This window comes from Mangrovimonas futianensis (assembly GCF_021245805.1).
Classification (GTDB): domain Bacteria; phylum Bacteroidota; class Bacteroidia; order Flavobacteriales; family Flavobacteriaceae; genus Mangrovimonas; species Mangrovimonas futianensis.
Genome location: NZ_JAJJNF010000002.1, coordinates 477,806 through 494,994 on the forward strand (window position 1 = coordinate 477,806; position 17,189 = coordinate 494,994).

Here is a 17,189-nt window from a genome sequence, read left to right on the forward strand (position 1 = left end):
AATTATTGACAAAAATACAATTCATTATCAATAAAATGGGTAATTTTAACAAGCTAATTAAATGAGTTATGAAAAGAAGCATGTTCCTTTTTTTATGTCTATTACCATTTCAAATTTTTGCTCAGGATTTGAATGGCACTGTAGAAAAAATAAGTGAAGCAGAGGCCAAAGCTGCCCTTAATAGATTGGCCGTTATAATGAATGACAATACTGGTAATTACGATTTAAAATATCACAGACTGGAATTAGATGTGAATCCGGAAATGGCTTTTATCTCAGGCGATGTGACTTCCTATTTTGAGGCCAAAGAAGATCTCACTCAGGTTGTTTTTGAACTAACTGGAAATATGACTGTTTCCAATGTGACCCAAAATGGGACTTCATTGGAATTCGATCAAAACGATAATGATGAGGTGGTAATTACGTTGCCAGAAACTCAACTCATGGGAACCCTGGATTCTTTGACCATTTCATATTCCGGAAACCCCGTAAGCTCTGGTTTTGGGTCCTTTGAACAATCAACCCATAATGGAAACCCCATTATTTGGACGCTTTCAGAACCTTATGGAGCAAAAGGTTGGTGGCCTTGTAAGCAGGATTTAATTGATAAGATAGATTCTGTGGATGTCTATTTAACCACACCGACATTCAATCCAAATTCTCTAGAAAATATTGCAGTCGCCAATGGGTTGGAAATTAGTCAAGAAATCAATGGAGACGAAAAAACAACCAGATTTAAGCATAAATACCCCATACCAGCCTATCTTATTGCTATTGCTGTGACCAATTATGAGGTCTATAACCATACGGTTGAAAACAATGGGAGTCCCTTTGAGATTGTGAATTATGTCTATCCAGAAAACCTAGCTACGGCACAAGCACAAACCCCGGTCACGGTAGATATTATGAATCTGTTTACAGATTTATTTGAAGAATATCCTTTTGCAAACGAAAAATATGGACATGCTCAATTTGGGTGGGGAGGAGGTATGGAACATACCACCGTTTCTTTTATGGGTGGATTCAACAGAGGATTGATAGCCCATGAGTTGGCTCATCAATGGTATGGTGATAAAGTAACCTGCGGAAGTTGGAAGGATATTTGGATCAATGAGGGTTTTGCAACCTATTTGGCAGGATTGGTAATTGAAGATTTTGATGGTAATTCACCTTTCATAACCTGGAAGCAGAACCGTATCAATTCGATCACCTCACTACCAGATGGTGCTGTTTACATTCCAGACGCTGATACTTTGAGTGTCAATAGGGTTTTTAGCAGTAGATTAAGTTATAATAAGGGAGCTATGGTCCTTCACATGCTAAGAAAAAAACTGGGAGAGACCGATTTTTATCAAGGCATGCGAGATTTTCTAGTCGATGATGATTTGGCTTACGGCTATGCTAAAACTCCAGATTTTCAAAATATCATGGAAGCCGCTTCAGGGGAGGATTTAACAGAGTTTTTTAATGATTGGATTTACAATGAGGGTTATCCCACATATAATATTTCAGTGGATCAAATATCACCTACTGTTGTTGAAATCAATATTGGGCAAACCCAAAGTCATGAATCCGTCTCATTTTTTGAAGCTCCAGTTCCCATTCGTTTGGTGGGTGCCGAAGGTGAGATATTGGATGTTGTATTAGATAATTCAGAAAACAACCAAACCTTTACTGAAAGCATCACTTTTAATGTTACAGATGTCTTTTTTGACCCAGAATCAGATTTAATTTCCAAAAACAATACCATTTCATTGGGCATTGAAGAATCCTTGCAAAGTGCCTTCCAACTATATCCCAATCCAAGTAAAAAAACCATTTATCTTAAAAAGCCTGAATCTTTACAAGTAGATGAAATTAAAGTGTATAATGCTTTAGGACAGCATGTTTTGAGTTCGAATTGGAGCGAATCGCTTGATATTTCAAAATTATCGGCAGGTGTTTTATTTATAAAAATTCACTCAAATAGGGGCGTTATTACTAAGACCGTGTTAAAAAACTAGATAACTTGACGTTAAATTTTCTAAATGTCTTTAAAAAGTTATTTTTGTGCCCAGTAATTTTTGCTAGCATATGGAGTTTGTTATAAAAATATCTCAATTTTTATTGAGTTTGTCCCTTTTGATCATTTTGCATGAAATGGGGCATTTTATTCCCGCAAAGGCGTTTAAAACCAGAGTAGAAAAGTTCTACCTGTTCTTCGATATTAAGTTCTCTCTTTTCAAGAAAAAAATTGGTGAAACCGTTTACGGTATCGGATGGTTGCCTCTTGGAGGTTATGTGAAAATTTCCGGTATGATTGATGAAAGCATGGATACCGAGCAAATGTCACAAGAGCCACAACCGTGGGAGTTCAGGTCAAAACCAGCTTGGCAGCGATTGATTATTATGTTGGGAGGAGTTACAGTTAATTTTCTTTTGGCCATAGTGATCTATATTGGGATGAGCTATTATTATGGAGATAAGTTCTTACCTAATGATAACATTTCAGATGGGTATGTGATTGAAAGTACTGTTGCTAATAAAGCAGGATTGAAAACTGGTGATAAAATCATTGCGGTTGATGGGGAGAGGATTGAAAACTTTGCCGAGGTTCCAGAAAAAGTATTGTTTGGGAAAGACATTACCATTTTAAGAAATGGTGAACAGTCGACCATTACCCTGCCTCAAGATTTTTTAGCCCAATTGATTGATGCCAAAGAAAAAGGGTTCATTGATTTAAGGATGCCTTTTATTATTGCCCAAGTTCCAGATACATCGGCTAATGCTCAAAGTGGTATTAGAAAGGGAGACGTGATTGTTGGATTTAATGATACAGATACCAAATACATCGACCAAGTAGTTTCAAGTTTAGACTCCTATAAAGGGCAACAAGTAACGGCGCATATCTTAAGAGATCATGAAAAGCTTAATGTACCACTTAAAATATCTGATGATGGAAAATTAGGTCTTGTATACGCTACAAGAGCCACTCCAGAAACTTTGGAAGAATTGGGGTATTACGAGTATGATGTTAAAAAATATGGTTTCTTAGAGTCTATTCCAGTTGGATTTAGTAAAACCAAAGAGCGTTTGGTTTCTTATGTTAAGCAGGTTAAAGCTATTTTTACACCAAGTACAGGTGCCTACAAGGGAGTGGGTGGTTTCAAAGCCATCTATGATATATTTCCAACTGTATGGAGCTGGCAATATTTCTGGGGTATTACGGCCTTTTTATCGATTATGTTAGGGTTTTTAAATCTGTTGCCTATTCCAGCTTTAGATGGTGGTCATGTAATGTTTCTATTGTATGAAATGGTTTCTGGAAGAAAACCTGGGGATAAATTTTTGGAGTATGCACAGATGGTTGGCTTCGTGATTTTGATTGCTTTAGTACTATTTGCAAACGGGAATGATCTTTTTAAAGCAATTTTTGATTAAAATTTTGTAGAGATTAAAAAATAAGTATATATTTGCACTCGCAAAAAGAAAAAACACTCCTCCTTAGCTCAGTTGGTTAGAGCATTTGACTGTTAATCAAAGGGTCCTTGGTTCGAGCCCAAGAGGGGGAGCAAATAACGAGAGAAACGCCTTTATACAAGGGCGTTTTTCTTTTTTATATACTTTTTTTATCCGTAAATATATCCGAAATACGGGAAGTAACGAGATTTTTAAACATACCTTAATGTTTCGTGTTTATCTAAATGGTAAGTATTGAGTAAGTACTATAATTTAATTTCGTTATCTAATTTAGAAATGGCGAACAGTCTGTTTTAAACGGATTTCTTAGTGTTGAATTTATTTTTCAGAGTTTTCTGAATCATCTAATTTATTGGAGTTATTTAAGTCAGAATGTTTTTCCAAAAAATCTAAAATAGATTTGGCTTCTTCTTCTGTGACTTCCGTTGTAGGGATATCTATATTATTGTATTTGGCAAATTCCTCATATGAAGAGAATTCATCCGAATCCTTGAAATCAAAATCCGTATCCAAACCTTCTTCATATTCGTCAATATGTTCTACTTCAATTCTTGGTGGATTCCTAAAACCTTCAATAAAATCTTTAATTTTCTTTAAATCTTCATTAGGTATTTTTTTCTTTTTTTTCAATCCATTTAGGTAACCTAAAATAAAAACAAGCAACTCTCTTTCAGTTTTCATGCTACTCTGTTTAAAAAGGTGAGTCTTCAAACCCCCCAATTGTTGAGTCCCATTCGTTATCATCTAAGAAAGGCTCGTCTATTCTTAAATCATGTGCTATTCTATTCATCATAGATTGAATTTCGTGGTGTTTTATGAACTTTCTTTTAGAAATATGGTCTATGTTATTTTCAACCCAAGAGGTTGTTTGATATAAATATTGGTCTTGTGAATCCATGATATAATGATTTAAATTATCTCTTACCAAAAAGTTTGTCCATTTGTTTGTGGGTTAATGATGCCATGTAACTACTGTTTGTATCATACTTACTTTCGTACAAATAGATAGTCGGATATGTTTTACCTAACATTTTATTAAATGTAATATATAGGGTTTCATCGCCTAATGTCTTAACGTGATATTCATCACCTTTTTTGGCAACTTTGCTTGAAAGTAATTTATAAAGGTCTTCTACTGTTTTATTGTCCAAAGAACAACTTACATATTCATCAATATGCTGGTAACGTGCATCCCTAAAGGTTAGAATTGAATGGTCTTCAAATACTTTTAATGATGCCATGTACTTTCCCATAGGAGCAACTGTATATTCTGCGATTGCTTTGCTTTCGATTTTTGTGATTTGCGAAATTCCTAATTGTGATACTCCCGTTAATACAAGCAATAGAATTAATGCCTTTCTCATTTTGATAGGTGTTAAGGTTGGTATATGATTTAAACAGAACTTAAAATCGGGAGAGAAGTATTAAGTTCTTGATTATAAATATATAAAATTTACTAACTTGAAATAAATTGATTAATTAAATCTTTGCTCATGCCTGAAAGGAACTATAACAAAGACGTAAAGATTATTATTCTTGCCTTTCTTATAATTGAATGCTTTTTTGTTTTGTACATTCTAAACCGATAGAATAAAGATTATTTTACCATCTCCTCGCGCGCGCGTATTGTTTTATTTTTAGAGTTAGGAAAAAATAGAGATTATAGTAATTTTTTCGAATAATATCTTTTTGGAATATTTTTTGTTTATCAAATATAAAATTCACTATGAAATTGTAATGTTAAATAGAATTTGAATATGTTTAAGTGAATTTTTAGTGTTGATTTCCTTTAAATAAGTGATGTAATTAATTGGTTTGCAATGTTATGGAAATAATTTATAAAGAAAAAAATGTAAAAATATTACAAAAAAACATTTAATTTATTTTGAATTAACTAGTTTTGCACTATATTTAGTTTTCGTTATCAACATTTATTGTTAGTAACTTTACCTAAAAAATCACAACCTTAAAGTAACCATGACGACTGAAGCATTAACAAATATTTTGGAATCAAATAAGATTGATTTTAAAGTTGATTACAATCCTACTCCTGAAAAAGTTAGTAAGATTCAAGTTGCGCTTGAAAGAAAAAGTGCTTTGATGAAACTTGCAATTGATGCTTACAAACAGGTTAGAAGGGTTGGATGATAGTTGTTAAAAGGGAAAATATATACGGTTTAGACGTATATACATTCTACAGTAGTAAAAGAACTCCTTATCAACTTACTTTCGATGATGGAGTGCATCCAAGGCATACAGAAGTATCTTTAGTTAATTTACTGGGGCAAACGGACGGTAAATACTGTAAATACTTAAGACCTACGGTAAGTCAAATAATGTTAGACTATCTTCAGGACAATCGAGCAAAACTCTACTTTGATTTTGAATTATCGGATGATAGGTCAATTAAATTATTCAAAAAATTTGTTCGATGGATTTCTATGGAGTCTGAAAAGATTTCATGTAATGTTGAAATAACTCCCTATAATGGTATTCATTATGTAGAGTTCAACTTGGAGATAAATCCACATTATCTAAAAGGGATAAATATAGAGTCTGAAGAAGAAGAATAATATCTTTGTTCTTTATGATTGTTTCTTGCTTAGGTGTAATATTTAACCATATACTTTGAACTGTTAATTTTTACACTTTTCAGTTTAATTCTGTTAATCAATTGTTTCTTTAGGTTTAAAGAATGTAGGTTGTTAAGTGTTTCAAGTTGCTTTTTATGTTTGTGTCTTCTATTTGGTTTTAGTTCATAGAGCCAAAACTTTTTGTTGGAGTATTTATCAATCCATTTGTTATTATCTTGGTTAATGGTATGGTCAAAGTAAACGGTTTCATTTATTCTTTTTTCTAATAGATTTAAGGCATTTATTAAGGTATTATTGTTTACGTCTTCAAAGGTTTTGATTCCTGTTTTGATTATTTCAATTGCCTTCATCAATTTTATTTCTAATCTGATTACATTAAATGGCATATTATACAGATGTGATTTGTTGTAAACCTTTATGATATATCTTTGGTGTTTAACTTGTGCGTAGTGGTCGTTATATCTAAATTCAAAAGGTTTGCCATTGTGCATTAATAAACCTCTTAAAAACTCATTGGGATTGAATACGGTAATAATGTTTACCCCAAATTCAATGTTTTGAAATAACATATTTTTCAAGGGAACTTTGAATAGTTGTTGTAGACGTTCACGGATTTCAAAAATTTCTTTAATCGTAAATAAGTTTGCATTATATCCTTTTTCAGTAAAACGTTTATAGCAATTTTTGGGTAGGTTATTAAGGCTATTATGTAATTTATGAATGCTACCACTAAAGATAACTATGCCACTATCAAACACCCTTATTTTGCAAGTATGATATATGGCAGTTTTAAATGTAGATAACTCGCCAGTCCTTTCGTTTAACTCACTTTTAAAATCTAAGTAAGGTAAATTCAATAAACGGTCTGTGTCCACTCCTAAAATCAATATTTTAGTGTAGTCAATCAATGGAAATCAATAATTGAATGGAAAGAAAAAAGGGGAGGTTTACTCCCCAATTCAAAACAATGGTTTAATCCTTAAAAATGAAATTTAACACTTGATCCAAATCCTTTCTTGTGTGGTTTTCTACATAGTAAAGGTTTAGTTCATGCTCATCTTTCAGAAATTCAAATATTAATAGGGTTTTACCTCTTTTGGTGTCACCATGATAAATGTTTGAAATATCTGTTTTAAACAGTCCAGACAAGGTTTGTTTATTCCATTTTCTGTCATTCTTTTCAGTAACCCAATAGTCTGGGTTTGATTTAGCAAAACCCCTGTCGTTTGTTATCTTTATTTTTTCTGAAAAGATGTCATTTTCGCCACTATGGTAAACAAGTTCAAAATGGCGTGTAGTCGAGTATTTACCCACATTTACTTCCTTGTAGTTGTAGGTATTGTAATTAATATCTATTGCCATGACTTCAACTTTTTAGTTTAACAATAGATGCTTCAACCTCATCTTTTTTGAAGTAAACCCTTCCGCCTATTTGGTAGGCTTGCAGAATGCCTTTTTTAGTGTAGTTGTGTATCGTGCTTAAATCAACACTTAACATCTTTGATACCTGTCTGCGGGTTAAATACTCATTTTGATGAGTTTCCAAGTTGCTCAATAAACCACTTAATTCTGTTTTAAGGGTTTCTCTAATAATCTCCTTTAAGGCTTTTGGAGAATTGCCTTCTTTTACTATCATAATATAATGTTTTAGTAAAAGGCGACCAAATTGAAACGTTAACTTCAGAATTTAAAATTGTTAAAAATTTTGTATTAACTGAAGTTTCCTATAATTTTGAAGATGATAACACCGTGCAAAGTTTTATCAAAATTAAAATATAGAGGCGTTCCAATTTGGGATGCCTTTTTTGTTTTAGATAGTTAAAAGTATATAGTATTCAATTGATTTCCAAATGAGGAGGTAGGGGGAGATATCAACAAAAATTTCTTTAAAATAGAGGTTTGTTAGTATAAAAAAACATTTGTATTCCATTTGTTTTTATTAATAAACAATTTTGTTGATTTAGGGTAGTAAAATTTAGTTCAATTTGTTAATAAGATTGTATAAACTTAATTGTTAGAAACCCTAATTACCTACTTTTTTTAGGGTTGGTTTGTTTGTTTTGGCTCGGTCTTTTTCTTTCATTAGTGCAAAATTACTTGCCATTCTCTCATTCATGGTCATATCTCTTTTGTCAATGTATTTTAAGAAGTTCCTTTCGTTTTCGTGTCCTGTTATTTCCATTATCATACTTGTAGTAAATCCTTCCAAACCGTAAAAGTTAGAGGCGAAACTTCTTCTACAAGAATGGTTTGAGATTAATTTGTGTTTCTCATACGTGCCTTTAACACCATTTAAACGACCTACTACCTTTTCATTAATTTTTGCCAACTCGCAAACCTTCTTCATGAGTTTAGATAAAATTGCTCTGTTAGACTTTTCGTTTTCCAATAAGTTTGGGGGAAAATTGTAGTTGTATGATTGTAAAACCTCATCCACTTTATAATGAATAGGTATATAAACATTTTTCTTGGTTTTAAACTGTTTGAGAGATATGTATTTATTTCCGTTGTAGTCGGTTATATTTTTACTTGTAACCCTAAACATATCTGAAATACGTAATGCGGTGTAAGAGCCTATAATTAACCAATCCTTTGCCGTTTGTAGTTTTGAGTTTGGCATGTCGGTTTCAATTATTTTATCCAGTTCTTCAAAGGTTAAAAACGTTACCAAGGTTTCGTCTTCAAACCCTTTTATTTTTCTGTAATCACTATCGATCCGAATTCCTTTTTCTTCTGCATCCTTAATAATAGTTTTAAGGCGTTTTGCGTACCTTCCTAACTCGTTAATAGACTTCACGCCATCAGAGGGGAGAAACTCCAAGAAATTGTCTAAAAAGGAGGTGTTTACATCTGAAACCTTAAACTTACTTCTTTTTGATTTTTGGTAGTTCTCCAAGTGCTTTGCGAAAATTGTGTACTTCTCAATTGTTTTTGGGGAGTATTTAAATTTAACCCCGTTCCTTGTATAAGTTTGCGTCTTTAGGTTTTTGGCAAATCTTTTTGCAAATGGTATAAGTAAATTTAGGTCTTCTAAGGAGTTGTTTTTCTCATTGAAGGTTATGAGTATTACATTCTTTATGGCTTTGCTGGTGATGTCAAAAGAACTTCTTTTTGTGTCGCGTTTTACCTCATCGATGTAGTCTTCTATATTTCCTTCAAGTCTATTGAGGTCTTTGTTGAGGTTTTTATTTGTTGAGGTAGTTTTTTTTGCCCTGTTGGTTTTATTGTTCCAATCCTTTGCATTTTCAATGGATAATCCAGTAGACAACCTAAAGTCCTGTTTTTGGTTTAGAATAACTCTTAAATAGATTTTACACTTTCCTGTTTGCTTTGAAGGATAGAATTTAATGGCAGACATAACGAATGGTTTTTATAAAGATAATATTTATCCGTGGTTTTATCCGTAAAAATATCCGTTAAATTACATTTTATTCCATTATTTTATATTTGTAAACTCTTGTATATATAGGCTTAAAGTCCTAAAATAGTTGAAAGTTATAGAAATCAATTTTAAAATTGCACCCCAAGAGGGGGAGCTTTCAAAGAAAAGCCTTGAGAAATCAAGGCTTTTTTGTTTTTAAATCGTTAGGAACTATTTCTGGTAGGTTAAAATCTGATTCGCTTCCAGTAAAGCCCCTTTTAAAGTATTATAATTGACTTTTTGAACTGTTGTCTTATTCTTTAGGGCAAGGTCAGCTAATTGAGAAGCAGATTCTCCTAACAGCATAAAAACAGGTTCCATCCGAATACTTCCGTAGGCAATATGAGAACTAGATAAACAAACAGGTACAATTAAATTAGTGCATTCATTTTCTTTTGGAATTATAGACCTCATAGAAATACTATAAGGGTGTGGTGGATTCACCCCAATATCGCCTTCATTTTCTACATGATGGAAAAAGGTAACATATCGTTGTGCGTTGTGAGAATCTAAACTGTAGGAACCCATGCCTATAGGGTCATTTATTTTTTTCTTCCCCATGACATCATGCTCAGTCATGACATAGGAGCCAATCATTCTGCGTGCTTCTCTGATATATAATTGATGTGGAAACCCGTTATTGTCTTTGAATTCATCCTTTGCATAACCCCATTTAGACATGGCTAATCTTGTGGAATCAGGAACTCTAGGATCGGTCTTAATAAAGTAAAGCAAACCCTGTTGATAGGCTTGGTGCTCTTTTTCTATTTCTTTCCGTTTTTCATAAGATGCCTCAGGATATTCATAATTCATTCCTATGTTATCATGACTAAATGGACCGTGATTATTGACATCGGTTTTTCCATTTGGAATCGCATCAAATTTGACAAAAGTTTGGTCCCAACCAGCCTCATAGATTCGTCCTAATAGTTCATAATTTTTGGGGTTGTAGCCATCTGGTTTTGTTATAGGTATGAAATTATCCCTTACTTGAGTTAAACATAATCGGTAGCAATATGCCTCAACACGATGATCTCCATCACCATTTTTGCCAGGAGTATCCTCAGATATTTTTGGCAATAGACCAGACTTTTTACTATTATGCTCCCAATAGGCATTGATTTTTAAATCTTTAAAATTATGATCATGTTGGAATACTCCTTTTTGAATCCCATTGTAAGTTTCATTATAAACTGAGTTGGATTCCCGTCCTACATGATAGGAGACCCCAGTTAAAGCCATTAAATCTCCTTCATATGAAGCATCAATAAATATCTTTCCTTCTATGCGTTTACCAGAAAGGGTATAAAAGGCCATAATTTGCTGAGCTTCTTTATCTAATGGTCGTTCTCGATCTAACCACTCATTTTTTAAGATTTGTATGGGATATTCTTTTAACCAGTCATCAAAAATTTGTTCTGCTACATGGGGTTCAAAGGTCCACATTGTTTGGGTTTTATCATCTATGCTTGGGGCATCTTGACCTTTATTTTTAAACTTTTTTCTGGAAACCCAATTCCAAGTCGTTTCTTCTGAATAATATTGATAAACCCTATGATAAAATTCCTTAGCTAACCCGCCAATGTATTCTTTATGACCACTATCTGTAAATCCTAAACCATTGGTGGTCATACCTCCTAAATGGGTGTCGGGAGAAATAATTATTACACTTCGCCCCAAGGAAGCTGCTTTAATTCCCGATATAATGGCAGATGACGTACCTCCATAAATAATAATATCTGCTTTATAGTTTTCCTTTTGAAGAGTATTTTGACTAAATGCGATAGAAGTCAAGAAAATAAGAATTATAATCAATTTGCTCCTTATCATAATGGATTATTTAAAATTGTCAAATTTACAAATCAAGGGTTCTTCTTGGGACCAAAGTATCTTAAAACCAAATAACCTATAACTCCAGATAGAGTAGACCCGATTAGAATACCAAATTTGGAGTCCTCAATAAGTTTTTGGCTATCAGCATAGGCCAGATTGGCTATAAAAATAGACATGGTAAATCCGATTCCGGCCAAAAAGCCAATACCAATAATTTGTTGGTATTTTATGTTTAAAGGCAATTCAGAAAGCCCAAACTTGGCACTCAAAAAGGAAAACAAAGAAATCCCCAGACTTTTTCCAACGATAAGAGCGATGGCTAGATTGGTCACTAGGGATAAATCAATACTCTCTGTATTACTAGTAAAATTGATGCCTGCATTGACTAGGGCAAAAATGGGAATTATAAAAAAAGCAACCCATCCGTGCAGCCCATTTTCTTGTAATTGAAGTGGTGATTGTACTTTATTGGTCCAATCTTCAATATCATCTATAGCATAAATTTGCTCTTTGGTAAGTATTGGTTTATTTGAAGCTTTGGCTTTAGCTAATTTACTCACAGTTTGTTCCAATTGCGCAATAGAACTTCTTACAGTAAAAGTTTGACTCAGGGGCAGGGTAAATGCAACCAAAATTCCAGATATGGTTGGATGAATCCCTGATTTTAAAAAGAGCATCCAAATGATACAACCCAAAATTACCGAAACGTATTTGCTGTATTTTTTTAAGAATAAAAGTAAAACCAAAATGGCATAAGGAATCATGGCCATAGCTAAGAGCATCCATTCAATTTTAGAGCTGTAGAATATGGCAATGGTCATTACCGCTAAAATATCATCAACGATGGCCAAAGCCGTTAGGAATATTTTTAGACCGATGGGTACTCGTTTACCTAAAACTGTGAGAATAGCCAAAGAGAATGCAATATCTGTAGCCATTGGTATTCCCCAACCTTTGGTTGTTTCAGGGTTGTCATTTAGAAAAATAAAAATCAAGACAGGTAAAATCACACCGCCTAGAGCAGCATAAATGGGAAGTGATGCTTTTTTTAAGGTATTGAGTTCCCCAATTAAAATTTCTCGTTTCACTTCCAATCCAATCAGGAAAAAGAAGATAGACATGAGTCCGTCATTTACCCATAATAGGACCGGTTTGACCAATTCAAAATTTCCAAATCTAAATCCCAAAGGGTAGTTCTTGAAAGCTTCATAGGAGTCTGACCATGGTGAATTAGCCCAAATAAGTGCTACTATGGTGGCAAAAAATAAAATGAAACCACTGGAACTAGCTATGTTTACAAACTTTTCAAATGGCGTAAGAATGAGTCGTTTTATTGGAAATAGAGTACGCAATGGGAAGGATTTAAATTTTCTAAAAATTACTAATATTTATAATAATCTCAAAGCCAAGAGTGTCATTCTATTTTAACAATGTGTAAAATTTATACGGATTTCATGGCGCATTTCACATCCTTACACAGTTTCCTTCTCTCAATAATTTTGAGAAATAACATTAAACTTTTGAAATACAATGACTTATGTTGTTTCAAGTGATTTAATTGCTATCTGGCATATTTGTTTCAATAGATATCATAAATCAAATAATAACAAATAAACTTAGTATTATGAAAAAAGTAATTTTAGCCGTCGCGATATTGGCGGGAGGATTGTCAACCTTCGCCACCACAAATAGTGTATGTGAAACCCAAAATATGAAAGTAGTTATTGTGGATGATTTTAGAGAAATCGCCATCAATAAATTGCCAACGGCCGTAACCAATGCCGTTAAAGACGATTTCGAAACAGCTACCATTAATAAGGCCTATATCAATAATAAAGGTCAGTACAAACTGGATTTGATGGTAGAGGGAACAACCAAAACCGTTTTTGCTTCCAAAGATGGAAAATGGATAGATAAAGACGATTTAAATGAAATTGATGATTAATAGCTAAGAATAAATTTTATCCTGAAAACTCGAATTTTTTCTTGTTAAAGGGGCGTTTTAGTAAAGACGTCCCTTTTTTTATGTTTTTTTTAAAGGAATTGGTGAAGCTTCCTTAATACTTTTGTAAAAAAGGAGATTACTTGTATGAAATCCATATTGTTGGTAGAAGATGACATCACATTTTCTGAGATGCTTAAACAGTTCTTAGAGCGCCATGACTATAAGGTTCAAGTGGCCTTTAATATGGAAAAGGCTGTTTTGAAGCTAAAATCTGAATCCTACGATTTGGTTTTTACAGATTTGAGGTTGCCAGATGGCGATGGAATTTCATTGCTGAAGAAAATTAAAACTCTTTATTACCAAGTGCCTGTCGTGTTGATGACTAGCTACGCTGAAGTTTCTACTGCTGTTCAAGCTATGAAACAGGGAGCTTTTGATTATATCTCCAAACCTTTCAATCCAGATGAAGTTTTAGAAGTTATTCATAATGCCTTGGAAGATCAATTACCAGAAGAAATAGAAATCCTAGAAAATAACCTATCCGAGAATAAATCAACTCCGGATACTGTTGCTGGAATCAGTGGAGCATCAAAAACACTGAATGATTACATTGGGCTGGTAGCACCAACAAATATGACTGTTCTAATAAGTGGAGAGAGTGGAACGGGGAAGGAGGTTGTTGCTAGAATGATCCATAACCAAAGTAATAGAAAGCACCAACCTTTTGTGGCAGTAGACTGTGGTGCTATTCCAAAAGAGTTGGCATCTAGTGAGTTTTTTGGTCATAAGAAAGGTTCTTTTACTGGGGCCATAAGTGATAAAACGGGACACTTTGAGGCAGCCAATGGTGGAACACTCTTTTTAGACGAGGTAGGGAATTTAAGTTATGATAATCAAATTCAATTGCTTCGAGCGCTACAGGAAAGAAAGGTCAAGCCCATAGGTAGTAATGAAGAAATAAAAGTGGATATCCGACTCATTACAGCTACCAATGAGAATTTATTTGAAGCGGTTGGGAATGGAGACTTTAGGGAAGATTTGTTTCATAGGCTTAATGAATTTTCTATCAAAGTTCCAAGCTTGAAGGATCGTATGGATGATTTCGTGCTATTTGCAGACTTTTTCCTTGATATGGCCAATGAACAATTGAATAAGTCGATAGTAGGGTTCTCAAAAGAGGTGATGACCTTGTTTCAGCAATATTCTTGGCCTGGAAATCTGCGTGAGTTGTCCAATGTCATAAAGAGAGCTGTTCTTTTGACTCAGGATCAGGTGATTGAAAAACATTCGCTTCCTGAAGAATTTGGAAAAGAGCAATCCAGTCAAATTCCTCCTAAAACTTTTTCGACCAAAGAAAATGAAAAGGAATTAATAGTGAGTGCACTAAAAGAGGTAGGAAACAATAAGACCCAAGCAGCTAAATTGCTTAACATCACTAGAAAAACGCTTTATAACAAATTAAAGGAGTACAATTTGTCTTAGCTGAGATACGATTTTAAAGAGGCTAAAAATACTTCCATATTATCTTGAAATGCTTCAAATTCTTCTTCGGAAATGGTTGATGCCGTTTCAAATTTTTCGAGATACGGTAATACCTGCTTCACCTCCAATTGCCGATACATGCTCAACATTTTATGGCTTACTTGGTTGATTGCCTCAATATTTTTATTCTGAAAAGCTTGCATCAAATGGAGATAGTTTTGTTCGTTGTCTTCAGAAAACAAACGAAGCGTATTTTTTATGGCCTCGGGATCATGATTCATAAAAGATCCCAAAGATTTTACGCTGAATCCTTCAGGTTCTGATGATTCCACAGAAGATGAGTTTATTTCGGCCTCAAAAGAACGACTCTTAAAATATTGAGTCAATAATTTCTGTAGCTCATTTGGGTGAAAGGGTTTGATCAATACTTCAGCAAAGCCACTTTCTTTGTAATCTTCTACGGAAAGATTTGCCCGACCTGTCATGGCAAAAATGGGTTGGTTACTATAGGTTGACTCTTGTTTTAGACGCTCCATAAATTGAATACCGTTCATTTTTGGCAACTGTATATCCGTGAGCACAAAATCATAGGTAAGTCCGTGCAATTGTTCTAATGCCGCTTGCCCATTGGAATATAAATGAGGCTTCACACCATATTGGACTAACAATTCATTCAGTAATTGTCTTAAGGAGGGATCATCTTCAATAATCAAAGCGGTAAGATTCCATTGGTTTTCCAAAGGAGCCTGAGTGTCCAATACTATTTGCTGTTTTGAAAAAGTAACAGGAATTCTTAGGGTAAAAGTACTGCCTACGCCCAAATCACTTTCAAGGGTCAAGGTGCCTCCCAGCAATTCCGCTAATTTTTTGGAAATAGTCAAGCCTAAACCAAACCCATTTTGCTTAGTCTCCTCACTGGAATCGGCCTGCGTAAAGGCCTTAAATATAGTTTCTTGCTTGTCTTTGCTAATACCAATTCCTGTATCGCTTACGGAAATTTTTAAAAAGTCATGAGATCCTTCAGATTCTAAAGTGCTTCTAACTTTTATACTGCCCGTTTTGGTAAATTTATAGGCGTTTACAATCAGGTTGTAGAGGATTTGTTTGATTCGAAAGGGATCGCTAACAATAGGCCATGATATTTGTTCGTCATGTTCTACTATGAGTTCTACGGGCTTGTTTTTATAAATGTTTTGCGCACCTTGAGCAATGTCATCGATATTCTGTCTTATATTGAATGGTACTGATTCAATAGCTATTTTCCCATCTTCCAATTTTGAAAACTCCAAAAGATCCTCTACCAATTGTCCCATGTAGGATGAAGCATTCCTAATATGCTCTAGATAATTTTTTTCTTTAACTGAAGTGGTATTTTTTTGAAGCAATTCACTGTAGCCCGTCACAGTACTTAACGGCGTTCTTAAGTCATGACTTACCATAGAAATTAATTGCTCCCGACTCTTTAAAAGGGAAGACGTGGTTTTATTGGCAGCTTCTAACTGCTTTCTGTATTCTTGACTTTTCCAAAAGTCATTTAAAATGATAAAGGAAAAAATAACGATCAATATAAAACTGATAACAGATGCTATAATGATAATTTGTCGGCTATGATTTAAGGTTTGTGCCCGTTGCTTATTTAGATTGTTTGAATAAAGAATGATATCACTTTCCAATGCTTTTAAGAGCTCCCTTAATTTACGGGAAGTAGTAAGGTCGTTTTCTATCAATTCTCGTTCTGTTTCCAAGAGGGAGGCTCTTTGTCTGGTATTGTCACGTTGTAAATCCCTAAGCATACTTTTGGAAATGGTCACTATGGAATCAATTTCCTTCTGGCTTATAGTGTTTATAGAATCTTGCGGGTTGTATTTATTGATGAGGTCTACATATTCTTGAAGATTTGTTTTAGTCTTCCTATCCAAGGCATTTGGGTTTTCTACAAAGTCTTCCACAGTGATTTTTCCTAAAATAGATTCAATAGAGCCTAACTTCTTGATAGCCTGTTCGATTGAACGATCTGAATTGTCATTTAGTTTCAACTCCTTAAGGTCTGTGATGTTTTGAAGTTTTTTATTAAAAACAACCTTAATACTATCCAAAATGAGCTTTTGATAGTCATTATCTACCATGAAGTTAAGGGAATCTATTTTTTTAAGTAATGCTTCGTTTTCCTCAACATAAACATCAAACTTTTCAGAAGAACTTAGTTGAATGGCAGCCCGAGCCAAACTTTCATTTTCATAAATATCGGCAATTAATCCACCTGTTTTAATGATCTTGTTGCGATCAGAAATATCTTGGTTTTGGAATTGGGTAAAAGTTTTGATTTCAGATAATACCAAATAACCCGAAATGACTGCGAGGATACCTAAAATAATGTAGCCAATAATGACTTTGAGGGTAATTCTGTGCTTTGGTAGCTTCATAGATCAAAATGAAATGACAAGGTAATCAAATA

At 33.8% G+C, this 17,189-nt stretch carries 16 protein-coding genes and 1 tRNA gene; 7 read left to right on the forward strand and 10 right to left on the reverse strand.

Annotated elements, in window-relative coordinates:
- Positions 1–68 precede the first annotated feature (68 nt).
- The 3 genes from LOK78_RS04980 (at position 69) to LOK78_RS04990 (ending at position 3,551) form a co-directional block, all read left to right on the forward strand.
- On the forward strand, positions 69–2,003 hold the full coding sequence (locus LOK78_RS04980; protein ID WP_232634053.1) for a M1 family metallopeptidase: 1,935 nt from the start codon (positions 69–71) through the stop codon (positions 2,001–2,003).
- A 70-nt stretch (positions 2,004–2,073) separates the two neighbouring features.
- On the forward strand, positions 2,074–3,420 hold the full coding sequence (rseP, locus tag LOK78_RS04985; protein ID WP_232634054.1) for an RIP metalloprotease RseP: 1,347 nt from the start codon (positions 2,074–2,076) through the stop codon (positions 3,418–3,420).
- 57 nt (positions 3,421–3,477) lie between these two features.
- Positions 3,478–3,551: transfer RNA gene (locus LOK78_RS04990), tRNA-Asn, on the forward strand.
- 226 nt (positions 3,552–3,777) lie between these two features.
- Here LOK78_RS04990 and LOK78_RS04995 read toward each other — a convergent pair.
- From LOK78_RS04995 to LOK78_RS05005, 3 genes are read right to left on the reverse strand one after another with little or no spacing between them, the layout of a single operon-like run.
- Entirely contained in the window at positions 3,778–4,140 is a 363-nt protein-coding gene (locus tag LOK78_RS04995; protein ID WP_232634056.1) for a hypothetical protein, read from the reverse strand.
- A 10-nt stretch (positions 4,141–4,150) separates the two neighbouring features.
- The gene (locus tag LOK78_RS05000) at positions 4,151–4,357 is read right to left on the reverse strand and encodes a hypothetical protein (RefSeq protein WP_232634057.1); all 207 of its coding nucleotides are present in this window, start codon (positions 4,355–4,357) and stop codon (positions 4,151–4,153) included.
- Between the two features lie 16 nt (positions 4,358–4,373).
- Positions 4,374–4,823: a hypothetical protein gene (locus LOK78_RS05005; protein WP_232634059.1), complete on the reverse strand. Its 450-nt coding sequence runs from the start codon at positions 4,821–4,823 to the stop codon at positions 4,374–4,376.
- 613 nt (positions 4,824–5,436) lie between these two features.
- Here LOK78_RS05005 and LOK78_RS05010 point away from each other — a divergent pair.
- Positions 5,437–5,607, forward strand: a complete 171-nt coding sequence (locus LOK78_RS05010) for a hypothetical protein (RefSeq protein WP_232634060.1) — start codon at positions 5,437–5,439, stop codon at positions 5,605–5,607.
- Between the two features lie 188 nt (positions 5,608–5,795).
- Complete coding sequence (locus tag LOK78_RS05015) at positions 5,796–6,032, forward strand: hypothetical protein (RefSeq protein WP_232634061.1); 237 nt, start codon at positions 5,796–5,798, stop codon at positions 6,030–6,032.
- 29 nt (positions 6,033–6,061) lie between these two features.
- Here LOK78_RS05015 and LOK78_RS05020 read toward each other — a convergent pair whose 3' ends face one another.
- The 6 genes from LOK78_RS05020 to nhaA all read right to left on the reverse strand — a co-directional run bounded on the left by LOK78_RS05020 (position 6,062) and on the right by nhaA (position 12,659).
- Entirely contained in the window at positions 6,062–6,961 is a 900-nt protein-coding gene (locus LOK78_RS05020) for a hypothetical protein (protein WP_232634062.1), read from the reverse strand.
- 64 nt (positions 6,962–7,025) lie between these two features.
- On the reverse strand, positions 7,026–7,415 hold the full coding sequence (locus LOK78_RS05025) for a hypothetical protein (protein ID WP_232634064.1): 390 nt from the start codon (positions 7,413–7,415) through the stop codon (positions 7,026–7,028).
- Between the two features lie 4 nt (positions 7,416–7,419).
- Positions 7,420–7,689: a helix-turn-helix domain-containing protein gene (locus LOK78_RS05030; protein WP_232634065.1), complete on the reverse strand. Its 270-nt coding sequence runs from the start codon at positions 7,687–7,689 to the stop codon at positions 7,420–7,422.
- Positions 7,690–8,076: 387 nt separating this feature from the next.
- Complete coding sequence (locus LOK78_RS05035) at positions 8,077–9,411, reverse strand: tyrosine-type recombinase/integrase (RefSeq protein WP_232634067.1); 1,335 nt, start codon at positions 9,409–9,411, stop codon at positions 8,077–8,079.
- A 234-nt stretch (positions 9,412–9,645) separates the two neighbouring features.
- Positions 9,646–11,304 carry an FAD-dependent oxidoreductase gene (locus tag LOK78_RS05040; RefSeq protein WP_232634069.1) on the reverse strand — a complete coding sequence of 553 codons (1,659 nt, stop codon included), beginning with the start codon at positions 11,302–11,304 and terminating at the stop codon, positions 9,646–9,648.
- 32 nt (positions 11,305–11,336) lie between these two features.
- Positions 11,337–12,659 carry a Na+/H+ antiporter NhaA gene (nhaA, locus tag LOK78_RS05045; protein WP_232634071.1) on the reverse strand — a complete coding sequence of 441 codons (1,323 nt, stop codon included), beginning with the start codon at positions 12,657–12,659 and terminating at the stop codon, positions 11,337–11,339.
- A gap of 272 nt (positions 12,660–12,931) precedes the next feature.
- On the opposite strand from nhaA, the gene LOK78_RS05050 reads away from it, so the two are divergent.
- On the forward strand, positions 12,932–13,252 hold the full coding sequence (locus LOK78_RS05050; RefSeq protein ID WP_232634072.1) for a hypothetical protein: 321 nt from the start codon (positions 12,932–12,934) through the stop codon (positions 13,250–13,252).
- A 144-nt stretch (positions 13,253–13,396) separates the two neighbouring features.
- Positions 13,397–14,734, forward strand: coding sequence for a sigma-54-dependent transcriptional regulator (locus LOK78_RS05055; RefSeq protein ID WP_232634074.1), 1,338 nt, complete (start codon positions 13,397–13,399; stop codon positions 14,732–14,734).
- On the opposite strand, the gene LOK78_RS05060 is transcribed toward LOK78_RS05055, so the two are convergent.
- Positions 14,731–17,157: a hybrid sensor histidine kinase/response regulator gene (locus tag LOK78_RS05060; protein ID WP_232634076.1), complete on the reverse strand. Its 2,427-nt coding sequence runs from the start codon at positions 17,155–17,157 to the stop codon at positions 14,731–14,733. The genes LOK78_RS05055 and LOK78_RS05060 overlap by 4 nt on opposite strands.
- Between the last annotated feature and the right edge of the window lie 32 nt (positions 17,158–17,189).